Source organism: Rhizobium sp. Leaf311, assembly GCF_001423445.1.
GTDB lineage: Bacteria > Pseudomonadota > Alphaproteobacteria > Rhizobiales > Rhizobiaceae > Agrobacterium.
The window spans coordinates 100021-122563 of sequence record NZ_LMNZ01000020.1 but is presented as its reverse complement, the minus strand read 5'-3'; the positions used below and the strand labels follow the sequence as shown (position 1 = coordinate 122563).

The 22543-nt window shown below is 57.2% G+C and carries 18 protein-coding genes; 9 read left to right on the top strand and 9 right to left on the bottom strand.

The window, feature by feature from the left end; genetic code table 11:
- The 4 genes from ASF69_RS23275 to ASF69_RS17375 all read left to right on the top strand — a co-directional run.
- A partial coding sequence (locus ASF69_RS23275) for a hypothetical protein (protein ID WP_162238094.1) occupies positions 1 to 253 on the top strand: 253 nt, incomplete at its 5' end.
- A 146-nt stretch (positions 254 to 399) separates the two neighbouring features.
- Positions 400 to 1512, top strand: coding sequence for a phosphotransferase (locus ASF69_RS17385; RefSeq protein WP_062589471.1), 1113 nt, complete (start codon positions 400 to 402; stop codon positions 1510 to 1512).
- A gap of 1 nt (position 1513) precedes the next feature.
- A complete protein-coding gene (locus tag ASF69_RS17380; protein WP_062589470.1) occupies positions 1514 to 2566 on the top strand; it encodes a T3SS effector HopA1 family protein in 1053 nt (350 codons plus the stop codon).
- A gap of 14 nt (positions 2567 to 2580) precedes the next feature.
- Positions 2581 to 3855 (top strand): lanthionine synthetase LanC family protein, encoded by a 1275-nt coding sequence (locus ASF69_RS17375; RefSeq protein WP_062589469.1) that lies wholly within the window; start codon positions 2581 to 2583, stop codon positions 3853 to 3855.
- Between the two features lie 324 nt (positions 3856 to 4179).
- Here the strand turns inward: ASF69_RS17375 and ASF69_RS17370 are convergent, their stop codons facing one another.
- A complete protein-coding gene (locus ASF69_RS17370) occupies positions 4180 to 4980 on the bottom strand; it encodes an NAD(P)-dependent oxidoreductase (RefSeq protein WP_062589468.1) in 801 nt (266 codons plus the stop codon).
- 290 nt (positions 4981 to 5270) lie between these two features.
- On the opposite strand from ASF69_RS17370, the gene kdgD reads away from it, so the two are divergent.
- Complete coding sequence (gene kdgD / locus ASF69_RS17365) at positions 5271 to 6176, top strand: 5-dehydro-4-deoxyglucarate dehydratase (RefSeq protein ID WP_062589873.1); 906 nt, start codon at positions 5271 to 5273, stop codon at positions 6174 to 6176.
- On the top strand, positions 6173 to 7309 hold the full coding sequence (locus ASF69_RS17360; RefSeq protein ID WP_062589467.1) for a mandelate racemase/muconate lactonizing enzyme family protein: 1137 nt from the start codon (positions 6173 to 6175) through the stop codon (positions 7307 to 7309). Before kdgD ends, ASF69_RS17360 begins: the two co-directional genes overlap by 4 nt.
- A 186-nt stretch (positions 7310 to 7495) precedes the next feature.
- Here the strand turns inward: ASF69_RS17360 and ASF69_RS17355 are convergent, their stop codons facing one another.
- The 5 genes from ASF69_RS17355 to clpP form a co-directional block, all read right to left on the bottom strand.
- Complete coding sequence (locus ASF69_RS17355) at positions 7496 to 9694, bottom strand: esterase-like activity of phytase family protein (RefSeq protein ID WP_062589466.1); 2199 nt, start codon at positions 9692 to 9694, stop codon at positions 7496 to 7498.
- Between the two features lie 224 nt (positions 9695 to 9918).
- Positions 9919 to 10194, bottom strand: a complete 276-nt coding sequence (gene hupB, locus ASF69_RS17350) for a DNA-binding protein HupB (protein ID WP_062589465.1) — start codon at positions 10192 to 10194, stop codon at positions 9919 to 9921.
- A gap of 201 nt (positions 10195 to 10395) precedes the next feature.
- Entirely contained in the window at positions 10396 to 12813 is a 2418-nt protein-coding gene (gene lon / locus ASF69_RS17345) for an endopeptidase La (protein ID WP_062589464.1), read from the bottom strand.
- A 406-nt stretch (positions 12814 to 13219) separates the two neighbouring features.
- On the bottom strand, positions 13220 to 14497 hold the full coding sequence (gene clpX, locus ASF69_RS17340; RefSeq protein ID WP_062589463.1) for an ATP-dependent Clp protease ATP-binding subunit ClpX: 1278 nt from the start codon (positions 14495 to 14497) through the stop codon (positions 13220 to 13222).
- A gap of 358 nt (positions 14498 to 14855) precedes the next feature.
- Positions 14856 to 15488 carry an ATP-dependent Clp endopeptidase proteolytic subunit ClpP gene (clpP, locus tag ASF69_RS17335; RefSeq protein ID WP_062589462.1) on the bottom strand — a complete coding sequence of 211 codons (633 nt, stop codon included), beginning with the start codon at positions 15486 to 15488 and terminating at the stop codon, positions 14856 to 14858.
- 489 nt (positions 15489 to 15977) lie between these two features.
- Here clpP and ASF69_RS17330 point away from each other — a divergent pair, with 489 nt between their 5' ends.
- The 3 genes from ASF69_RS17330 to ASF69_RS17320 all read left to right on the top strand — a co-directional run bounded on the left by ASF69_RS17330 (position 15978) and on the right by ASF69_RS17320 (position 20302).
- Entirely contained in the window at positions 15978 to 17189 is a 1212-nt protein-coding gene (locus ASF69_RS17330; RefSeq protein WP_244475510.1) for a GGDEF domain-containing protein, read from the top strand.
- Between the two features lie 66 nt (positions 17190 to 17255).
- Positions 17256 to 19013 carry a gamma-glutamyltransferase gene (gene ggt, locus ASF69_RS17325; protein ID WP_062589460.1) on the top strand — a complete coding sequence of 586 codons (1758 nt, stop codon included), beginning with the start codon at positions 17256 to 17258 and terminating at the stop codon, positions 19011 to 19013.
- Between the two features lie 41 nt (positions 19014 to 19054).
- Entirely contained in the window at positions 19055 to 20302 is a 1248-nt protein-coding gene (locus ASF69_RS17320) for a cytochrome P450 (protein WP_062589459.1), read from the top strand.
- Positions 20303 to 20318: 16 nt separating this feature from the next.
- On the opposite strand, the gene ASF69_RS17315 is transcribed toward ASF69_RS17320, so the two are convergent.
- The 3 genes from ASF69_RS17315 to ASF69_RS17305 all read right to left on the bottom strand — a co-directional run bounded on the left by ASF69_RS17315 (position 20319) and on the right by ASF69_RS17305 (position 22501).
- A complete protein-coding gene (locus tag ASF69_RS17315; protein ID WP_062589458.1) occupies positions 20319 to 20675 on the bottom strand; it encodes a cupin domain-containing protein in 357 nt (118 codons plus the stop codon).
- Between the two features lie 19 nt (positions 20676 to 20694).
- Positions 20695 to 21978, bottom strand: a complete 1284-nt coding sequence (locus tag ASF69_RS17310) for an O-acetylhomoserine aminocarboxypropyltransferase (protein WP_062589457.1) — start codon at positions 21976 to 21978, stop codon at positions 20695 to 20697.
- A gap of 91 nt (positions 21979 to 22069) precedes the next feature.
- Complete coding sequence (locus ASF69_RS17305; protein ID WP_062589456.1) at positions 22070 to 22501, bottom strand: CoA-binding protein; 432 nt, start codon at positions 22499 to 22501, stop codon at positions 22070 to 22072.
- Positions 22502 to 22543: the final 42 nt, after the last annotated feature.

Genomic DNA, 22543 nt, shown 5'->3' with positions numbered 1-22543 from the left:
CGCAACCGGTATTCCAGTCATCTGCAACGGTGCCGCCGCCGCTCCTCAGGCAGCAGCACAGCCGCAAAACCTGACCTTCACACCGATTTGCCAGATCACCAACGTGCCGGTCATTTGCTCCACAGGTCTGCCTGTCGTGTGCAACGGTGCCGCCGCGCAGACCCAGGCAACGGTCACTCCCGCGACGTCAATCGGATGCGGCACGTTCGCAACGATCTGCAACCCGACGCACATGCACTGCACCGGAAACTAATCAGCTTGAACGACCATCGCCACACTTGATGTGACGTCAACGCACCCCATCGGCCGGCAGCGGCCGATGGGACTTTCTCGAGGGATGCCAGCCTGCGGTCCCACGAGCTCTCAACAAAACCAGATTGTCCGGCCTTGGGGAAAAACATGTATCTTACCAGTAGCACGCTTGTGCCTTATCTCGTCGACCGCAGCGTACTGACACCAGCCGAGATCGTCGGCGATGATTTCACCATTCTTGACGCAGGCCGCCGCAACCGCAATTTCAAGATATCTCGTCGTGATGGCTCTGGCATCTTCGTCAAGCAGGTGCCTGTCATGGCAGTCGAGACAACGCAGTCATTGCAAAGAGAAGCCACACTCTACGCGCTGGTCGATAAGGATGTTTCAGCAGATCGCCTGAAACCGCTCATGCCGCGCCTTCGCCACTACGACCGCAGCCGCCATCTTCTTGCGGTTGATCTGGTGCCGAATTCTCAAAGCCTTACCTTTTACCAGATGCAAGTTGCAGCTGTTCCCGGCGCGATGGAAGACATCGCAGCCCAGATCGGAACTCTCCTTGCTCTCTGCCACTCCCAGTCCCCTGACCTTCTGGCGGAGACGACGAAACAGGGTATCTTTCCCGCTGCCCTCCCCTGGATCCTGAACTTCCCCGAAGCCGGGGAGAAGATTATTCCGACCATGAGCGGAGGCGCGCGCACCATTCTGGCCACGCTGCGTCAGGAGCCTGGTCTGGCAGCCAACTTCAGCCGCCTGAGAGAAGAGTGGGCACGCACCAGCCTCATTCATGGTGACCTGAAATGGGAGAACTTCCTCGTCTCCCAGAAAGATGGCCCCGACGGCACCGCCAAGGTGGAGCTGATCGATTGGGAGCTTGCCGACCTGGGTGACGCCGCCTGGGATGTCGCATGTGTGCTTGCAAGCTTCATCCAGCCCATCATTGTCGGGCGCTTCTCCGCCCAGGGACAACACATGGGACCGGCCACCGCAGACGATATCATGCGTGCGCAGGCCTGCTGCCGCGCATTCTGGCGGACCTATACCGCAGCATTCACGCTGACCCCAGAACAGCAGATGCTTGCCATGGAACGTTGCGTGCGCTTCGCCGCCGTCCGTTTTGTCCTTACCGCCTATGAAATTGCCCAATCCATCACAGAGATGCCGCCTTCCGCTCAACTCGCCATTCGCACCGCCGCTGACATTCTGAACGATCCAGGCAGCGCGGTACGCCAGCTGTTTGCGCTCGACACCGGAGCTTGACATGAACGCCCTCCCCAAGACCTTACATTCGGTAACGCCGGACATCGCTTCGACCGCTGACACGCTGGAAGGCCAGTTGATGCAGATTTTCGAGGCGGTCGACATCATCAGCCTTTCGCGCTTTCAGATCGGCAATCGCCCCGTGGTGTCGCTGCCCGCAATGTCGACGACGGATACGCCACGCTCGGTAACCACCCGTCTGACAGAGTTCCTCTGGCCCGCACTTTACGATGCGGCCTATGCCCGCCCCTTCAGCGTCGAGCCGCCAGCGGCCAGATCCGTTCAGCCCGCACCAGATCTGCTATCGCAACTGCGCGCGGTCTTTCCCGAGGGGTCGCGCTGGTCGAACAACTGGCAGATCTACAAGAACGATGCCAACGGCGCGGTGCATGTGAGAAAGGGAGATTGCTGCCGCCAGGTCATGCCAGGCACCTTTGCAATAACCTCAGCCGGGCAGGCGCAAGCCAGCGCAATCGCTTCCATCCTGCTGCCAACGGCCTCTTCGCAGCAGCAAGCGGGCTTCTACCATATCCACAGTCACGCACCATACAGCGACCATGACGATGCATCTCTGGCGCGGCTCTATCTTAACACCCGCCCGGAAACGGTGGTCTCCGTCATGTCGCAAATCGCGGGCTTGCTGAACGCCTATGCGGTACCGTTCAGGGCGAAAACGCTGCTAGACCCGGCAGCCTATGACCGGACCGACAGCACAGTCTTTTATCTCGCCCGCCGCCACCTCGCCTTTACACTTGCGTTGCTGCGCGACCTGTTTCCAGTTCCGCCAGCCGAACTCGCGCCGGACGTGCCGTTATTCTCGAAGTCACTGACCAGTGGCATCGGCGGAGCCGATGACCCCGGCTATGGCATGAGCTTCGGGCAAACGCGCGCAATGATGATGGCGGATGCGATCGTCAGTGCCTGGGCAGACGGTAGTCAATCACCTTCCATTCGGCTCGAGCGTCTTCGCAAACGCTTTGATGAATCCGGCATGACGTTGAATGCACCGCACCTGAATGCTGGCAACAGCGACATATATCGCCTACCCGCCTGAGGAGATTTTCGGACATGACTTTGATGACACTTCCCAAGGCATCAACCGTTGGCGGCAACACATCCTTTCTGGAAGCGGCCACAAGAATTGGCCAGCAACTGTGCCGCGACGCTATCTGGCACGAGGACCGGTGCACCTGGATGGGCTGGGCCATGACGCTGGCGGATGGCAATGCCATACCTGCGTATCGCACCGCTTCCGTTTCTCTCTATGATGGCGTGGCAGGCATTGCTCTGTTCCTCGGCAAGCTGGCCGCCCTCGCACCCTCCCCTCGGCTTGAGGCAACAGTCAAAGGGGCGGTTCAGCAGGTTTTGGCACGATTGCCCGATCTCGACACACCGCCGCAAAGAGGGCTCTATACGGGCACGCTGGGTGCCGCGCATATGTTGTGCGAAGTCGGCAGCGCGCTCGACAGGCTGGACTGGGTTGAGAAAGGGTTGGCGCTGGCGACAGAGCATGCCCCTCATCCATACGCGGATGACGCTTTGGATATCATCGCCGGTTGCGCAAGCGCCGTTCCGGCGCTCATCCATCTCGGCAAACGTTATGACCGTCCCGATCTGGTTCAGTCCGCAATCGGCCATGCAGAGCGGTTGATGGCAGCCGGAGTGATGGATACGAGCGGTCTTTCCTGGCCCTCAATCATGCCGAAGCACCGCAACCTTCTGGGTTATGCCCATGGCACATCCGGCATGGGGATGGCCTTGCTGGAAGCCCACGCGATCAGCGGCAACGAAGCGTTGCTGCACGGTGCAAAGGAAGCATTTCGCTATGAGCGAAGCTGGTTCGATGCACAGCAGCAGGGTTGGCCGGATTTCCGCATAGACCATATTACCCCTGGCGCAGCGGCCCTTCCCCCTTCCTGCAATTGCAGCTGGTGCGCCGGTTCTAGCGGCATCGGATTAACGCGGCTGCGCATGATGGAGCTCATGCCAACCGACGAAATGGCTGCAGTGGAGGTCAATACCGCCCTGCAGGATGCCTCGCGTCTGCTGACCACGCCCGTCGTGCCACAGGACCTGTGCCTATGCCACGGCCTTGCGGGCATTGCCGATTTTGTCCTCTCCGCCGGGATACAGCTGAAACAGGATGCCATATCGGTGCATGCGGAACAGGTCGGGAGATTCGTCATCGATCAGTATCTGGATGCCGAGATGCCTCTGCCTTGCGGGGTCCAGCAAAGGGGTGAAGCGCCTGGCTTGATGCTTGGCATAGCCGGTATCGGCTATTTCCTCTTGCGGCTTGCCGAGCGGGAGAAGTTGCCTTCGGTGCTCCTGTTGAGGCCCTGACAGCCATCCGGGCGTTAACCTCTTGCAAACCACAGCCGAGCAAATGCGGTAAACGCCCGTTTTGATACAGTTTTAGGCCAATTACGGCTTTGGTAACCATGGCTGATTCAACAAATTTAAATCATTGATCTTTTATAGTCACGACCGCCGATTTCATGATGAATTCGGGTTTTGTGGGATGAACCATGCTTGCGAACTCTATCGTCACGCTGGCGCTGATTGCGCTGCCGATCTATCTTTTCTTCCGCTGGGTCCAATATGACTCGGAAAGGCAGGACGGAAAGAAGTAGATCCTGACCTTTCCCTTCTGTGACTATCTTACAATCAACCATCTGCAGGATGGCGGAGCTTTGTGAAGCCGCCACCCTGATAGATATGTGCGGGGTCGGTGGGGTCTTCCTTGCCGGCCTCGGCAAGAATTTCCGCGCGCCATTTCGCTGAGCTATCCCTGGGCTTCCACCCCAGAAACGCGGCGTGGCTGTTGTCCCACCAGCTCTCAAAATTGTCGGAAGCGCCGTAGACGACCGCATTTCCAAGACGCGGCGCCTCGAAACCACGCGCGCACAGGGAGACGAAATCCTGCGCGCTTAGCCACGTGGCCAGCATTCGGCTATTCTGCGGCTTTGCAGTCAATGAGCCGATGCGGACCGACAATGTCTCCTGCCCGAACTTGTCGAAATAGAAACTGGCAAGATTCTCACCGAAGCATTTCGAAACCCCGTAAAGCGTGTCGGGCCTTACGGACGAATTTCCATCCAGCTTTTCATCCCGTCGGTGAAAGCCGATCGTATGGTTGGAGCTGGCAAAGATGATTCTTGGTTGGCCGTTATGACGCGCGGCTTCATAGAGATTATAGACGCCCTCGATATTGCCCTTGAGAATCAGCTCGAAAGGCCTTTCGACGGATATCCCACCCAAGTGAATAATGCCGTCCACACCCGCCACGGCGGCGTCGACCTCCTCGCGGATGGACAAGTCGCATTTGACAAATGTCTCATGGGACGCAAGATCAGCAATATCGACCATATCGGAAAGGACGACCTTTTCCGCGATCTCCCTTAACAGGGGACGAATGGCTTTTCCTACGCCCCCGGCAGCTCCGGTCAGCAGCAACGTTTTCAGCATATTCACTCCATGTCGCCGATTGCGCACCCGGAAGAACGGGAACCACGGCCAAAAAACCAACTCATCTGTTATCTTATCTCTACGCCAAAGCCGCCTGCCATTTCAAGGAGAGCGCGCGGCGTACCCTGTAAATACTGGTAAAACACCAAAAACCGGCCTGACTTCTGCCTGACGACCCAATCTGCACCAACCATAACAAAAATCAACTCATATTATAAGTTCTTGACGAAGGTAATATCTCGAATATGATCCGCCGCAAATGATTACAGGAGATTTGGACTCACATGGCTATGGACCCGCAGGAACTCAAAAAGGCGCTTGGTGCCGGACTTCTTTCCTTTCCCGTCACGCCTTTTACGAAGGATGGCGAATTCAATGAAAAGCCCTATCTTGAGCATGTGGGCTGGCTATCCGGTTTCGATGCCAGTGTACTGTTTGCCGCCGGGGGCACAGGCGAATTCTTTTCGCTCGCGCCTGAAGAAGTCGCCAGCGTCGTCAAAGCCGCCAAATCCGCAGCCGGTTCCGTACCCATCGTTTCAGGCTGCGGTTACGGCACCAAGATTGCCATCCAGATCGCCCAAAGCGCGGAAGCTGCCGGTGCAGACGGCATTCTGCTGCTGCCTCACTACCTGATGGACGCCTCTCAGGCCGGTCTTTACGCGCATATCAGAGCCGTTTGCGACTCCGTTTCGATTGGCGTGATGGTCTATAATCGCGACAACTCCATCCTGACGGCGGAAACGCTGCAGAAGCTGTGCGACAGCTGCCCCAACCTCGTGGGCTTCAAGGATGGCTCGGGAGACATCGGGCTTGTGCGCAAGATAACGGCAACGATTGGCGAGCGACTGACCTATCTCGGCGGTATGCCGACTGCCGAACTTTTTGCCGACGCCTATCTCGGCGCAGGCGTGACGACCTACTCTTCCGCCGTCTTCAACTTCGTCCCGGCACTTGCCCAGCAATTCTACAAGGCCTTGCGTGCAGGTGACAGAACGACAACGGATCGCATTCTCATAGACTTTTTCTACCCGTTCATGGACATTCGCAATCGCCAGAAAGGCTATGCCGTCTCTGCCATCAAGGCGGGCGTCCGGCTGATCGGTTTCGATGCGGGGCCAGTTCGCGCACCGCTCACGGATTTGACCGAGGAGGAAGTTGGAATGCTGCAAACCCTGATTGGACCTTACAAGTCATGAAGATAGAAGCGGTTCGCACACATCTGCTGGATTACAAGTTGGGTCATGCGTTCGAAAGCGCCTCGATGCGTTTTGACAGGCGCATTCATTGTCTTGTCGAGATCATTTGCGATGATGGCACCGTGGGCTGGGGTGAATGCCTCGGCCCGGCAAAACCCAACGCAGCTGTGGTGGCCGCTTACACCCCTCACCTCATTGGGAAAGACCCGCTCGATATCGAGGTCATCTGGCATCAGCTCTACAATCTCTTGCGCGACCAAGGCCAACGCGGGCTCACCGTCACGGCGCTGAGCGGCATCGATATTGCGCTCTGGGACATCAAGGGCAAACGTTTCGGCACGTCCATATCCCGTCTTCTGGGTGGCCGCTTCCGCGAAAGCGTTCAAGCCTACGCAACCGGCTCTTTCCGCAAGGATGGTGTGGACGCCGTTTCCGACGTGGCGGCGGAAGTGGCTGGCTATGCGGCCCAAGGCTTTCATGCGGTCAAGATAAAGATCGGCTTCGATGTCGCTGAAGATATTGCCGTCATCAAAGCTGCGCGCGAAGCCGTCGGCCCTGATGTCAAAATCATGATCGACGCCAATCACGGTTATGATGCATTGGATGCCATTGAAGTCGGCAAGGCGCTTGCCCCGCTTGGCATCGACTGGTTCGAGGAACCGGTGGTTCCGGAGCAGCTGGATGCGTATCAGGCCGTGCGTGCCGGTCAGCCTATCCCTGTTGCGGGCGGTGAGACATGGCACGGACGCTATGGAATGCGCGCACCGCTGGAAAGCCGTGCTGTCGATATTCTCCAGCCTGATCTTGCCGGTGCTGGCGGCTTTTCGGAAACGAAGCGCATTGTCGATCTGGCCAGCCTTTACGGCGTGCGTGTCATTCCCCACGTCTGGGGAACGGGCGTTGCCATTGCCGCTGCGCTGCAATTCATGGCCTACCTGCCGCCAGACCCGGCACGTCGAAATCCTCGCCCGCCGATTCTGGAATTCGACCGGACCGAGAACCCGTACCGCCAAGCGGTTCTGACACGGCCGCTGGAGCACGTCGCGGGCGTGGTTCAGATACCCGATGGCCCGGGCCTCGGCATTGACATCAACCGCGATGCGCTGGAGCAATATGCTTTGAAAGACGCGTGATCCCTGGGTGAAGGGATCGCGATAAAAAAAGCCGGGCGTCAGAGATGACGCCCGGCTTTTTGTTCTTCATATTCCGTTACACCGCACTCGAGCTGCACCGCAACTGCGACCCGGCAAGTCTGGTGCCGTGCAAACGAGCGCGGAGGGTCATGCCGGGTCAAGCCCGGCACGACGTATCGCGGATAATCAGTTTGTAGCCTTCAGATCGACCGGGAAGAACAGCGTCTCGCCCGAAGAATCGTCCACGCCGTCATTGTCCGTGACCGCAAATGCCTTGCCGGACTTGTCGAAGCCGAAGCCTTCCAGTTTGTCCACGACATAGCCGTTTGTCTGGGCTTTCAGCACGGCCAGGAAGTCGTAGACTTCCGTCTTCTTCACAAGCGGCAGTTCGCCACCGATCTTGCCGGGCTTGAGGTCAGAGATTGCGACGGTGTAAAGCTTCTTCAGCTTTGCCTTGTCGCCCACCTGGTTGTCACGCTCTACGATGTAAACCTGATCGCCATGGGCAGTGATTTCGGAAAGGCCGACCCAGCCCTCGTTAGCCTTCTCCAATGGATAGCGAACTGCACCCCATTCCTTGGACTTCGGATTATAGGACACAAGCTTCACCGTGCCCTTTTCATCCTTGCCCCATTCGCGTTGAACGGCCATCCACAGCGTGGCGTCATCGCCCTTGCCGATCATGGTCACGCCTTCAAAGCCGAAGCGTGTCTCACCTTCCAGCAATTCCTTGGGAAGAGCGATCTCGGCCTTGATCTCACCCTTGGCGCTGATGTTGTAGAGAGCGTGCGGAACGAGTTTCTCACTATTGCCTTCGGATGCCACCCAGTAGCCGCCCTTCCCATCTAGCGTGATGCCTTCGAGATCCAGTTTCTGAGCGGCAGTGCCATCGCGCTTGACGCGGAGGACGCTGGTGATGACAGCCGGTTGCTTCGTTGCATCTATGGTGAAGATGGATGGCTGATTGCCGTAAACCGAATCTGAAACGGCGTAGAAAATGCCGTCTTTCTCGGAATCACCAACGAGACCAGACAGGGCGCCCCATCCAATCGGCATTCCATCTTTCTGCGCCGATACGATTTGCGGATAGGCTGCCTTGGCTTCCGAACGCTCGTAGATCATGACGTGCGAGCGCGCTCCGCCATCTTTCGCCAAATCAGCTTCGTTGGCGGTGACCAGCAGGTTTCGCGACGGAATGGCTACCGCACCTTCCGGTGACACGCCCGATGGCAGGATCTGCGTGAGGGTCGGCTCACCGCCAGTATCCTTATAGACGCCAACGACAGAAGCGCGCTCCGCCAAGACGAAGAAATATTTGTCTTCTCCGAATGTCGCAGCTTCAAGCCCTTCAGGCTCGATACCCTTGGATTTTGAACGCTTTTCCGGGTAGTGGCCAAGCGCGGCTACGGCATGTTCGAACGACGAACCAGCTTCGTAGACAACTTTGCCGGCCTTGTCGAAAATCGTAAAGCCACGCGCGCCACCTTCCCAGTCGCCTTCATTGGCAACGACGATGCGATCATTGCCGAGCCATTTCACGGCATCCGGCTCACGCTTGCGCGCATCCTGCTTGTCGGAAAACGCCAACTGTCCATCGCTCTTGGTATCGATGTCCTTGAGATCGACGGTCCCGGCAGAGAAGTGGCTGGTTACCTTGCCGCCCTTGCCGTCGATGATAACAATATGGTTGTTTTCCTGAAGTGTCAGCGCAATTTCACCATTGCCGTTGATCGACACGAATTCTGGCTCGGGATCTTCCGGGGCAATCTCTGCCAGGCCCGTCACATCGATTTTCTTCAGCGTTCCGCAATCCGGCGCACCGTCCTTCAAGCCGATGGTAACGAGGAAACCAGCTGGCATCTGCGGCAAGGCGCCGTCATTGGTTTTCTCATCCCGCTCATTCTCAATCGCGATGGCGATGAAGCTCTTGTCCGGCGAGATGGCAACGGAGTCAGGCTGGCCGCCCAGGTCGCAACTGGTCTCGATCTTGCGAGAAGCGATGTCTACCGTAACCAGCTTGCCCGCTGGCTTCACATAGCTCTCGGACGTATTGACGGCCGCGAGGACCTTGGCTCCGGATGCCGTAACCGAGGTTGGCTCTCCGTCCATCATCAGCGCGCCCAGCGCTTTCGGTGCCTTGGCGTCGCTGATGTCGATAAAGCCGATCGCGCCCAGCGGACTGTCGGAATAGATCAGCGTCTTGCCATCACCACTGGCAGTGATGATTTCCGCAGAGGTGACGGTCTCTTCCTTCTTGTCGGAAGGAAGGTTCAATGCCACCGGAAAAGACGCAATGCGGTTGAAAACCTGTTCAGCCGCAGCAGGAAAAGCGGCAGAGGCGAAGAGTGCCGCAGTCAGCGCAGCACAGGAAAAACGAAGTGTCATGGTGTCCCCTTCAATGCACCCCAAAAATGCATGGATGCGTTTTTGCGACATGGACGTGACAGGGACATGACAGTGCGAACTTGATGATAAACAAAAAGCCCGGCGCGTGGCCGGGCTTTCAGCATTTTGTGGCAACCATTCGCAAGACTGCGCAAAGAGCCAAAATTTTCCTCGTCTACCTCAAATGCCGTACGCAGGCCGCAGGCGCAGACAGCCAGGGCGAATTAGGAGTTAACAGCGTCCTTCAGGCCCTTGCCTGCGGAGAACTTTGGAACGTTGCGAGCCGGAATATCGACTTCTGCACCCGTGGATGGGTTACGGCCCTTGGAGGCTTCGCGACGGCTTACGGTAAAGCTGCCGAAGCCTGCGAGACGGATGTCGCCACCAGCCTTCAATTCGCTCTGGACGGTTTCGAATACTGCGTCGACGGCAGAAGCGGCATCAGCCTTGGTGAGACCAGCCTTTTCGGCAACTGCAGAAACGAGCTCGTTCTTGTTCATGTTTCCACCCCTTTCAATGGTATGAAACGACTCAAATTGGATCGGCGCAGAATACTTATCTATTCGCGCACCGCCACCCAAAAGCGCTGGAATGGCCTGAAAAACAAGGGGTCTAGCGTTCTTTTCACAAAAAAGGCTGGCATTACTGCCAGCCTTTCAACGATTTTGTGCTAATTTAGCACCATCGATCACAGCAACGCATCAATGTGCGATTGTCTGACTGCCGTCATCTACACCTTCAACGGTTGCAATGACCGGCGTCTCGATGCTGCCATCCCACTCGATGGGCTCTGGCATACGCACAAGCGCATGTTGCAGGACCTCACCCATGCGGGCAACCGGAATGATTTCCATTCCATTTTTGACGTTATCAGGAATGTCAGCCAGATCCTTGGCATTCTCTTCCGGAATAAGCACCTTCTTGATGCCGCCGCGAAGTGCGGCGAGCAGCTTTTCTTTCAGGCCACCGATTGGCAGCACGCGTCCGCGAAGGGTGATTTCACCCGTCATCGCGACGTTGCGGTCAACGGCAATGCCCGTCATGATGGACACGATAGCGGTTGCCATCGCCACACCCGCAGATGGACCATCCTTCGGCGTAGCACCTTCCGGCACGTGCACGTGAATGTCCGACTTGTCGAAGCGAGGCGGTTCGATGCCGAAATCCACAGCGCGCGAGCGGACATAGGAAGCCGCTGCCGAAATGGATTCCTTCATGACTTCCTTCAGATTGCCCGTCACCGTCATGCGGCCCTTGCCGGGCATCATCACGCCTTCGATCGTCAGGAGTTCACCGCCAACCTCTGTCCAGGCCAGACCGGTGACAACACCAACCTGATCTTCGCGTTCGGCTTCGCCATGGCGGAAGCGCGGAACACCCAGATAGTCATGGATGTTTTCGGCAGTCACTTCGACCGACTTGGTCTTGCCCTTGATGATCTCCGTCACGGCCTTACGTGCCAGCTTCATCAATTCGCGTTCGAAGTTACGTACGCCCGCTTCACGTGTGTACTGCTGGATAACCGCCATCAAGGCACCATCCGTCACAGAGAACTCTTCCGGACGCAGGGCGTGTTCCTTGATTGCCTTTGGCAGAAGGTGACGCTTGGCGATTTCGCGCTTTTCGTCTTCCGTGTATCCAGCAATACGGATGACTTCCATGCGGTCCATCAATGGGCCTGGAATGTTCAGCGTATTGGCCGTCGTCACAAACATGACGTCCGACAGGTCATATTCCACTTCGAGATAGTGGTCCATGAATGTCGAGTTCTGTTCCGGATCCAGCACCTCCAGCAAAGCAGATGATGGATCACCGCGGAAATCCTGTCCCATCTTGTCGATTTCATCGAGCAGGAAGAGCGGGTTTGCCTTCTTTGCCTTCTTCATCGACTGGACGATCTTGCCCGGCATCGAACCGATATAGGTACGGCGGTGACCCCTGATTTCGGCTTCGTCACGAACGCCACCAAGTGCCATGCGCACATATTCGCGTCCGGTTGCCTTGGCGATAGACTTTGCAAGCGAGGTCTTGCCGACGCCCGGAGGGCCGACGAGGCACAGGATCGGACCACGAATCTTGGTCGCGCGGGCCTGCACGGCCAGATACTCGACGATGCGTTCCTTGACCTTGTCGAGACCGAAGTGATCCAGCTCGAGAACCTTCTCGGCCGCATTCAGATCGGTCTTGATCTTGGACTTCTTGCCCCATGGCAGACCGAGCAGCCAATCCAGATAGTTGCGCACGACTGTCGCTTCCGCAGACATCGGGCTCATCTGACGAAGCTTCTTCATTTCGGCTTCCGCCTTTTCGCGGGCCTCCTTGGAGAGCTTTGTCTTGGCGACGCGTTCTTCCAGTTCGGCCATCTCGTCGCGGCCATCCTCACCGTCGCCAAGCTCCTTCTGGATCGCCTTCATCTGCTCGTTCAGGTAATATTCGCGTTGCGTCTTTTCCATCTGGCGCTTGACGCGCGAGCGGATACGCTTCTCGACCTGAAGAACGGAAATTTCGCCTTCCATGAAGCCGAGTGCCTTTTCAAGGCGCTGCTTTACGCTTACCGTTTCAAGCATTTCCTGCTTTTCGGTGATCTTGATGGAAAGATGCGAGGCAACCGTATCGGCCAGCTTCGAATAGTCATCGATCTGGCCAGCAGCACCGACAACCTCCGGCGAAATCTTCTTGTTGAGCTTCACATAGCTTTCGAACTCGGAAACAACCGAACGAGACAGAGCCTCGATCTCAACGGGGTCTTCTTCCGGCTCGTCCAGAAGAACGGCAGTTGCTTCGTAGAAGTCTTCCCGATCGGTGTATTCATCGATTTTCGCACGGCCCTTGCCCTCAACGAGCACTTTGACGGTGCCGTCGGGAAGCTTGAGCAGCTGAAGCACGTTGGCAACGGTGCCGACGCGGTGAATTGCTGACGTGTCCGGGTCGTCATCGCTGGCGTTGATCTGGGTGACCAGCATGATCTGCTTGTCGGAACCCATGACTTCTTCCAGTGCGCGGATGGACTTTTCCCGCCCGACGAACAGTGGGACAATCATATGCGGGAAAACGACAATGTCGCGCAGGGGAAGTACGGGATATGTACCACCAGATGCAGCAGACGTAATGTTCGTCATATCATTTCCTTTCAATGGTCCCCCGAAGAGGACGCTTGCCGGACTGTCTTGGGGAGGTTCCGGCATATTCTCAGTCGTGACTAGAAGTGGAGTTCGCCACGGCCATTTTCAAGTCACAAGGTCAGATACCCTTTGGCACAGGCAGGATAAGCCCTCGAATACGCAACAACGCCTGACACATCAGAACTTTTCCGTTGCCCGCACCTGGCGGCAAACAGGAAAAACGACGCAGCTTCAAAAAAACGTCATGTCGCGCTGCAAATCACTTCTAAAACTTTATCAGGAAAGCGCAATCGGCTCCAAACGCAAAATGGCCGCGCGGGTTCTTATTGCTGTCTTTCCTGCGCATAAAACGCGAAAAAGCCCGCAGGTTGCGGGCTTTTCCATCCATATCCGCTCAGGTTGTTCAAGCCGAAACGTTGGCCTTCTCTTCCTGACGGTCCGCGTAGATGTAGAGCGGACGCGCAGCACCACTCACGACCTCGTCGGAGATGACAACCTCGCGCACACCTTCCAGCGTAGGCAGCTCGAACATGGTGTCGAGCAGGATCTTCTCCATGATCGACCGCAGTCCGCGCGCACCGGTCTTGCGGGTGATTGCCTTGCGAGCGATCTCACGCAGAGCGTCGCCCTGGAATGTCAGCTCGACGTCTTCCATCTCGAACAGGCGCTGGTACTGCTTGATCAATGCATTCTTCGGCTCAGACAGGATCTGGATCAGTGCGTCCTCATCGAGATCCTCGAGCGTTGCCAGAACGGGCAGACGACCGATGAATTCAGGAATGAGGCCGAACTTGACGAGATCTTCCGGCTCCAGTTCGCGCAGCACTTCACCCACGCGACGATCGTCCTCAGCCTTGACCGTTGCGCCAAAACCGATCGAGGTCTTTTCGCCACGGGCCGAGATGATCTTGTCGAGGCCCGCAAAGGCGCCGCCGCAGATGAACAGGATGTTCGTCGTATCCACCTGCAGGAATTCCTGCTGCGGATGCTTGCGTCCACCCTGCGGAGGAACGGATGCAACCGTGCCTTCCATGATCTTGAGAAGTGCCTGCTGGACGCCTTCGCCCGATACGTCGCGGGTGATCGAAGGATTGTCCGACTTGCGCGAAATCTTGTCGACTTCGTCGATGTAGACGATGCCGCGCTGCGCCCGCTCGACGTTGTAGTCGGCAGACTGGAGCAGCTTGAGAATGATGTTCTCAACATCCTCGCCCACGTAGCCGGCTTCCGTCAGCGTTGTCGCGTCAGCCATGGTGAATGGCACATCGATGATGCGGGCAAGTGTCTGCGCGAGATAGGTCTTGCCGCAGCCGGTTGGACCGACAAGCATGATGTTCGACTTCGCCAACTCCACATCGCCATTCTTGGAGGCGTGTGCGAGGCGCTTGTAGTGGTTGTGAACGGCAACAGACAGAATTTTCTTCGCCTGCTTCTGGCCGATGACATATTCATCCAGGATCTTGATGATGTCCTGCGGGGTAGGAACACCCTCGCGCGATTTCACCATCGAGGTCTTGTTCTCCTCGCGGATGATGTCCATGCACAATTCGACGCATTCATCGCAAATGAATACTGTCGGCCCGGCAATCAGTTTCCGGACTTCGTGCTGGCTCTTGCCGCAGAATGAACAATAGAGTGTGTTCTTAGAGTCGCCGCCGTTGCTGCCGCTGACTTTGCTCATATCTCTTTCCTTCCAGCACGCCGCAGGTCCGCAAGGCGGATCGCGGTCAACTTACCGTATGCAGACCGGTCGCTTCCCATAAGCATCCATGTCTGCCTCGTTCCCGGGGTACTAACCGCATCAGATGGTTGTCTGACGAGCGGCGGCAACGAATTCCCCTTTTAACTCCGAAGCGGTAACGCCTCGGCATATTGCTTCTGTACCAATCCCAAACCCAATTACGGCTTTTGTTGGATTGACCCATGCTATGTCATAAAAATTCAACACAGCCTTAATATCTACTATTAGCGCTTTATTTTTCGGATTAAACCCCGAATTTGAAGTCGGGGTTTGCAACCGAAACCCAAAAGCACCTTTATCAGCCTGCTGTGGCGCCTTCAATTTCCTGACGCGATGTCAGGATTTTGTCGACAACACCCCAGTTCTTCGCCTCGTCGGCATCCATGAAGTGGTCACGATCAAGCGTGTTTTCAACTTCTTCGAGCGTGCGGCCCGTGTGCTTCACGTAGACTTCATTGAGGCGACGCTTCATCTTGATGATGTCGCGTGCATGGCGCTCGATATCCGATGCCTGTCCCTGGAAGCCGCCCGACGGCTGGTGGACCATGATGCGGGCATTCGGCGTGCAGAAGCGCATGCCCTTCTCACCGGCTGCCAGAAGAAGCGAACCCATGGAAGCGGCCTGACCGACGCAAAGCGTTGAAACGGCAGGGCGAATGAACTGCATCGTATCGTAGATTGCCATGCCCGCGGTAACGACGCCACCTGGCGAATTGATGTAGAGCGCGATTTCCTTCTTCGGATTTTCCGATTCCAGGAACAGCAGCTGCGCGCAGACGAGCGATGCCATGTGATCTTCGACCGGACCGGTGAGGAAGATGATGCGTTCCTTGAGAAGGCGCGAATAGATGTCATAGGACCGTTCGCCGCGGTTGGTCTGCTCTACGACCATCGGCACCAGAGCCATGGCGGTATCAACTGGATTTGTCATGTCCGTCCTTTGTCAACTCTTACCCGGGAGCATTCGCACCCGGAATCAATTCTATTCGTCTACTCTCTACATAGAGTGTCATTGCCCGGTTCTTCAAGACTCAGGTGGCGGATATCCTTAATGACGCACCGGCAAATGTTTCCTGCCGCCTTAGCGCGCCACGGCATCGGGCACCACCGGCTTTCGTTCAGCACGCTGCGTCATCAACGCCGAAAGATAAATGTGGTCAACCATTGGTTAAACCCAGAATGTTTATTTGCAAAGTGGCTCTCGTAACGTCAGGTAGAAACCACTTCTTAGCTATTCATGAAGATAGTACCGCCGAAATGTTTTTCGTCATTATCGTTGTGTGATGGCTGATACGACCGTTCGCTACCTGAAAACGGACATACGTATAGCCGCAGATATGCCATGCAGCCATCCAAAAGCAACTAGACAAACGGGGTTAGGTCAGTGTTCGACGCCAAGACGGGCATGTTACTTTGGTCAATGGAAACATTGACACTTTCGGCGGTTCTTGCTGTCCTGTGGCTGCATAATACGTCCAAGAGACATCATCTTTGTTTTTCGATGGGCTTTGCGCTTGTCGGCCTCGGAGCCATCCTCGTTGGCCTTCGCGGCCTGATCCCTGATTTCATTTCGATACAGGTTGCCAATATTTCGGCTCTGATGGGTTTCAGCTTCTGGATCATGGGCCTGTTGATGCTGGAGAGCAGGAAGGTCGAAGGCTGGGTCGCGATCCCGCCCCTCGTCTGGATTGCCTTCATGTTCCTTCCTGCTGTGCGCGATAATATCGGCGCACGGGTCATTCTTCATCATGTGTGTGCCGGCATCGGCTATTTCATGCTGGCGGGCGTGCTCATGACGTCCAGGGAGTATATCTCGAAGACGCGCAAGGTGCTTGCGGGCGCGCTTGTCGTGCAGGCGTTTGCGGGTGCGGCTGCGGCCTGCATCGTGGTGCCCTATACGATGGCATCGGGCCGGATCGTGCCGTTGACCCTGCCAACCGCGGTTGTTGGAGCGCTTGGTTTCACCATTCTGATGATGATCAGCGTCAAGATGTTCATGGAAGACTCCGAGCGCAGGCTGCACAAGCTGACGATCACGGACCACCTGACGGGCACCTTGAACCGTCGAGGCCTGATCCAGACGTTCGACGCCTTGAAATCAAGAATGGCGGGCACATCGAAGCACATTGGCTTCATTCTTTTCGATGTCGACCATTTCAAAAAGATCAACGATGAATACGGGCATCAGTGCGGCGATGATGTGCTGATCCGCTTTTGCGCACAGGCGAGCGTCATTGCCGATGGTCAAGGCGCCATCATTCGCATGGGCGGCGAGGAGTTCGGTTGCCTCGTAGAGACCGATGATCCCTCGAAGGTTGCCATCCTTGCCGAGGCTATCAGGATACAGTTCAGCCGCATGGAAGTTGTTGCGGATGGCAAGCAATTCTCTCCCACGGTCAGTGCCGGTGTGTTTTGCCAGATCGCCGCCGAAGCCCAGCTGGACACGATGCTGACGATGTCTGACCGCGCACTTTACGGCGCAAAGAAGGAAGGCCGCAACCGGACCGTGGTCCGTGAAGGCTCAATCAACATCGTCGTGCCCGCGACGGATCGTGACGAAGATCCCTGCGATAACAACGCCGATCGTCAGGTGGCTGCACTCACCCGCATCGCCCACATTGCCAAAAGATAAGCCTTTGGCTTGACCTTCGAGGGCTGTCGCTCCCATCATGGGTGCTTCGGCAACGGAGGTTTCGTCATGCATGTGAGGTTCTTTACCGGCCTTTTGGTATCCGCAACGCTTCTGGCAGGACCTGCCGTCGCCCAGCAGGCCTCGGATCTGCTTGCGCCGGAGCGATCAACAGGCACGAAGGCCGCCAGCCGCGTCGAGACCCGGAACTTCATGGTCGCGGCTGCCAATCCACTTGCGGCAGAAGCCGGGAAAAAGGTGATTGCCGAAGGCGGCAACGCAATCGACGCAATGGTGGCGGTACAAACCGTGCTCGGCCTTGTGGAGCCCCAGAGCTCCGGCCTCGGCGGCGGCAGTTTCCTGGTCTATTACGACGCCGCAAAAAACAGGATGACGACCTTCGACGGACGCGAAACCGCGCCCATGGAAGCGACGCCGAAGCTTTTTCTGGACGGCAGCGGACAACCCATGAAGTTCATGGATGCCGTGATTGGCGGGCGCTCGGTCGGCACCCCGGGCACCGTGCGGCTTCTGGCGGATGTGCACGAAAAGCTGGGCACGAAACCCTGGCCCGATTTGCTGAAACCCGCAGAAACGCTAGCGACGGACGGCTTTGCAGTCTCGCCCCGCCTTGCCTCGCTGATCGCGGCTGAAGGCGACAGGCTCAAGAAAAACGATCAGGCCAGAACCTATTTCTTTGACGCGGCCGGAGCCCCGCTCAAGGCTGGCACCATCCTCAAGAATCCGAACTATGCGCAGACACTGACAACGCTTGCGCAACAGGGCGCAGATGCGTTTTACAGCGGTCCTTTGGCTCAATCCATCGTCAAGACCGTCCGGGAAGCAGCGGGCAATCCGGGCGTGTTGTCCCTGCCCGATCTTGCAAATTACCGCATCAAGGAGCGTGAGCCCGTCTGCGCGGCCTATCGCGGCCTCGACATATGCGGCATGGGACCACCCTCCTCCGGCGCGGTGGCCATCGGCCAGATGCTCGGCATTCTCGAAAACTTCGACATCAAGGCACTGGGTCCCGACAATGTTGAAAGCTGGAGAATGATCGGCGATGCCCAGCGGCTGGCCTTTGCCGACCGCGAACGCTATGTCGCCGACCCCGACTTTACTCCGCTGCCGATCAAGGGACTGTTGAGCAAGACCTATCTCGGAACCCGCGCATCGCTCATGGATGGGGGCCGTGCTCTTGATGGCGCAGCCGTCAAGGCCGGGGAACCAGAGTGGGACCACGCCCTGCTGTTCGGGCGCGGCCCGACGCTGGAAATGCCCTCTACCAGCCATTTCGTGATTGTCGACAAGCAGGGCAATGTCGTGTCGATGACCACGACCATCGAGAGCGGCTTCGGTTCGCGCCTCATGACCAATGGTTTTCTGCTGAACAACGAATTGACCGATTTTTCCTTCAAGACCCATGATGGAGCCTTGCCGGTCGCCAACCGCGTCGAACCCGGCAAACGGCCACGCTCTTCCATGGCGCCAACAATCGTCATGAAGGACGGAAAGCCGCTTCTCGCCATCGGTTCTCCCGGTGGCAGCCAGATCATCGGCTATGTCGCACAGGCGCTGGTCGCCTATATCGACTGGGGAATGCCTGTAGAACAAATCGTCGCGCAGCCTCACCTCATCAATCGGTTCGGTACCTATGATATCGAGGGCGGAACAGACGCGGAAAAATTCGCAGCGCCGTTGAAAGCTCTGGGATATGACGTAAAGGCCGGAGAGATGAATTCAGGTCTCCACGCCATCGAAATCACCGGCACCGGCCTCGTTGGCAGTGCCGATCCTCGCCGGGAAGGCGTTGCTGTCGGTGACTAGAGGGACTTCCCCGGCGTAAGGCTTTGCGATAGAAATCGGCCATGACAGACATGCCCGATTTCCTCCGCATCGATACATCCAGACGTTCGGTTTCGCTCGACGCCCGTCACCCCGGCTTTTACGGCGACCCCAACGCAGTCTATGCAGCGCTGCACGCGCAATGCCCGACCTTTTACTGGGAAGAACAGAAGCAATGGTTCTTCACAGGCTATGACCACGTCAACGCACTTCTGCGGGACCGCCGCTTTGGTCGGCAGATACTCCACATCGCGAGCCGTGAAGAACTGTGCCTGGCACCGCCCTGCGAACATACCCGCCATTTCGATGCTGCCGAGCGTCATTCGCTGCTGGAAATCGAACCGCCCGAACATACGAGACTTCGCACGCTGGTAAACCGGGCTTTCGTGTCGCGCCATGTCGAAAAGATGAAGCCGGAAATCGAAGCGCTGGCGCATGGGCTGATCGACCGCTTCGAACAGGACGGCAGGACGGAATTGCTATCGTCTTTCGCCGACATCATCCCCGTAACGATGATTGCGCGGATGATCGGCATTCCCGAAGAGATGGGCCCGCAGCTGCTGAAATGGTCCCATGCCTATGTTGGCATGTACATGTTCAAGCGAACGCGTGAGGACGAGCTTGCCGCCGATCAGGCCGCAAGGGAATTTGCCGATTATGTCCGCAGCATCATCGACGAACGTCGCAGGGAGCCGAAAGACGACCTGCTCAGCCATATGATCCACACTGAGCACAAGGGCCAGTATCTGACCGATGACGAGCTGATATCCACGACAATCGTTCTGCTGAATGCGGGCCACGAGGCCACCGTTCACCAGATCGGCAATTCCGTGCGTGTCATTCTGGAAAGCGGAAAAGACCCGGCGCCACTGTTTCAGGATGAGAAGTCGACTGAGAGGACTGTTGAAGAGACGCTGCGGATTTGTGCGCCGGTCCACATTTTCCAACGGTGGGCATTGGAGTCCACGGAGATAGACGGCATCCCGTTCAAGCGAGGCGATAAGGTCAGCCTCATTCTGGCCGCCGCCAATCTCGATCCCGCGAAATTTACCGAGCCGTTGGTCTTCAAGCCCGAGCGTGCCGAAGCGCCAAATCTTTCCTTCGGTGCGGGCATTCATTTCTGCATCGGCGCGCCGCTTGCGCGGCTGGAACTCAACATTGTCTTGCCGCTGCTCTTCAAGCGATTGCCCGGACTTCGCATCGACAAGAAGCCAATGGTCAAGGATGTCTATCATTTTCACGGGCTGGAGCGGCTGGATCTGGCCTGGTAACAGGCTGCGCTGAGAACTACAGCCTGATCACATAGTCCTTGCGGGTCGTCTCAACGACCTCCCATGTACCCTTGAAGCCCGGACGGATGATGTGGCGGTCTCCGGGCCGGAGATGAACGGGCTGACCGCCCTCCTCCGTTAAGATGGAGTGGCCTTCGAGAATGTGGAAATACTCCCACTCGTCATATTCGACGCGCCACTTGCCGGGCGTCGATTGCCAGATACCGGCATAGATTCCGCCGGACGCTTCTTCCAGGTTCCATGTGGTGAATTTCGGGTCGCCGGAGATCAACCTTCCGGGTGCGGGTGCGCCTTCTTCCGGCTGGACGGCGGCGAGGTCGCCCTCTGACTTGAAGTTAAGAATATGCGTCATGGGCGACCTTTCTGCTTTATCAGACCTTGGCGAGCGACTGCTCGAGATCTGCAATGATGTCTTTCACGTCTTCGATGCCGATGGACAGGCGCACGACATCGGGGCCGGCACCGGCCGCAGTCTGCTGTTCCGGCGTCAACTGGGCATGGGTTGTCGAGGCCGGGTGAATGACGAGAGAGCGCGTATCGCCGATATTGGCAAGATGCGAGAACAGCTGCAGACCTTCCACCAATGTCTTGCCAGCCGCATACCCGCCCTTGACGCCAAAGGTGAAGACCGAGCCCGCTCCCTTTGGAGAATAACGCTGTTGCAGGGCATGGTTCGGGCTGTCTTCCAGACCGGCATAGTTGACCCAGCCCACCTTTGGATGTGCCTTAAGCCACTTTGCCACAGCCAAAGCATTGTCCGAGTGGCGCTGGACGCGAAGCGGCAGTGTTTCGATACCTGTGAGGATGAGGAATGCGTTGAATGGCGCAATCGAAGGTCCAAGGTCACGCAGACCGAGGACACGCGCAGCAATTGCAAATGCGAAATTGCCGAAGGTCTGGTGCAGGACAACGCCTGAATATTCCGGGCGGGGCTGCGAAAGCGCCGGGTATCTGTCACTCGCAGACCAATCGAACGTGCCGCCATCGACAATGATGCCGCCCATGGAGTTGCCGTGACCGCCCAGGAATTTCGTGAGCGAATGGACAACGATATCAGCGCCATGTTCGATTGGCCGCAGGAGATAGGGGCTGGCCATGGTGTTATCGACAATGAGCGGGAGCCCGTGCTTGTGGGCAACCTCGGCAATGGCGGCGATATCGACAAAGGTGCCGCCCGGATTGGCAAGGCTTTCGATGAAGATAGCCTTGGTCCGCTCATCGATATGGCTTTCGAAACTTTGCGGATCGGCAGCATCAGCCCAGCGCACCTGCCAGCCGAAATTCTGGAAGGAATGGCCGAACTGATTGATCGATCCGCCATAGAGCTGTTTTGCGGCTACGAAGTTATCGCCAGAGGTCAGGAGCGTGTGAAATACCAGCATCTGCGCCGCGTGACCGGACGCCACAGCCAAGGCAGCCGTGCCGCCTTCCAGTGCCGCGACACGTTCTTCGAGCACGGCCTGGGTCGGGTTCATGATGCGCGTATAGATGTTGCCGAACTCCTTGAGACCAAAGAGAGCGGCGGCATGGTCGGAATCACGAAACGCATAGGCCGTGGTCTGGTAGATCGGCGTGGCGCGCGCGCCGGTCGTCGGATCAGGTTCTGCACCGGCGTGAATGGCCAGCGTGGAAAACCCCGGATTGTTCTCTGACATGTGTCCCTCCAATATCTTTTCTTCGCCTCTCGCGGCTACGGGAAAGCATAGAGCCTCACCGCGAAATGATAAGTGCGACTTGTGCTAACTATCAGCTAATTTTGAGACGCGGATGCTCAATTGCCGGGCAGCGGTCCATGATGACGTCTATGCCATAAGCCTCGGCTTTTGCCGCCGCATCGTCGTGCCTCACACCCAATTGTCCCCAGACAACTTTCGGCCGCGGCGTCAGCAGAATAACCTCGTCGACAAGGGAAGGCAGATTTTCCGCAGCACGGAAGACATCGACCATGTCGATTGGAACGGGAATATCGGCAAGTTTGGCAAAGACATGCTGGCCGAGTATCTCCCTGCCCTCATGCCCCGGATTGATGGGGAAGACGCGGTATCCTGCGGAGAGAAGGAATTCCATGACCCGGTAGCTCGGCCGAGCAGGATTTGGCGACGCCCCCACCAACGCGATGGTTTTCGTTTCCGACAGGATCCTTGCGATATGGTCGTCTTCGTAGGCATCATGATTCATTCCGGTGCTCCTCATTCCGATGCAGTCATTATCCGCGCTCAC

Coding starts and splice junctions, on each gene's coding strand:
- clpX (WP_062589463.1), bottom strand. CDS start 14,497: ATGAGCAAAGTCAGCGGCAGCAACGGCGGCGACTCTAAGAACACACTC.
- ASF69_RS17320 (WP_062589459.1), top strand. CDS start 19,055: ATGACAGACATGCCCGATTTCCTCCGCATCGATACATCCAGACGTTCG.
- ASF69_RS17310 (WP_062589457.1), bottom strand. CDS start 21,978: ATGTCAGAGAACAATCCGGGGTTTTCCACGCTGGCCATTCACGCCGGT.
- ggt (WP_062589460.1), top strand. CDS start 17,256: ATGCATGTGAGGTTCTTTACCGGCCTTTTGGTATCCGCAACGCTTCTG.
- ASF69_RS17330 (WP_244475510.1), top strand. CDS start 15,978: ATGGAAACATTGACACTTTCGGCGGTTCTTGCTGTCCTGTGGCTGCAT.
- ASF69_RS17370 (WP_062589468.1), bottom strand. CDS start 4,980: ATGCTGAAAACGTTGCTGCTGACCGGAGCTGCCGGGGGCGTAGGAAAA.
- ASF69_RS17315 (WP_062589458.1), bottom strand. CDS start 20,675: ATGACGCATATTCTTAACTTCAAGTCAGAGGGCGACCTCGCCGCCGTC.
- ASF69_RS17385 (WP_062589471.1), top strand. CDS start 400: ATGTATCTTACCAGTAGCACGCTTGTGCCTTATCTCGTCGACCGCAGC.
- ASF69_RS17380 (WP_062589470.1), top strand. CDS start 1,514: ATGAACGCCCTCCCCAAGACCTTACATTCGGTAACGCCGGACATCGCT.
- hupB (WP_062589465.1), bottom strand. CDS start 10,194: ATGAACAAGAACGAGCTCGTTTCTGCAGTTGCCGAAAAGGCTGGTCTC.
- kdgD (WP_062589873.1), top strand. CDS start 5,271: ATGGACCCGCAGGAACTCAAAAAGGCGCTTGGTGCCGGACTTCTTTCC.
- ASF69_RS17305 (WP_062589456.1), bottom strand. CDS start 22,501: ATGAATCATGATGCCTACGAAGACGACCATATCGCAAGGATCCTGTCG.
- ASF69_RS17360 (WP_062589467.1), top strand. CDS start 6,173: ATGAAGATAGAAGCGGTTCGCACACATCTGCTGGATTACAAGTTGGGT.
- ASF69_RS17375 (WP_062589469.1), top strand. CDS start 2,581: ATGACTTTGATGACACTTCCCAAGGCATCAACCGTTGGCGGCAACACA.
- lon (WP_062589464.1), bottom strand. CDS start 12,813: ATGACGAACATTACGTCTGCTGCATCTGGTGGTACATATCCCGTACTT.
- ASF69_RS17355 (WP_062589466.1), bottom strand. CDS start 9,694: ATGACACTTCGTTTTTCCTGTGCTGCGCTGACTGCGGCACTCTTCGCC.
- clpP (WP_062589462.1), bottom strand. CDS start 15,488: ATGACAAATCCAGTTGATACCGCCATGGCTCTGGTGCCGATGGTCGTA.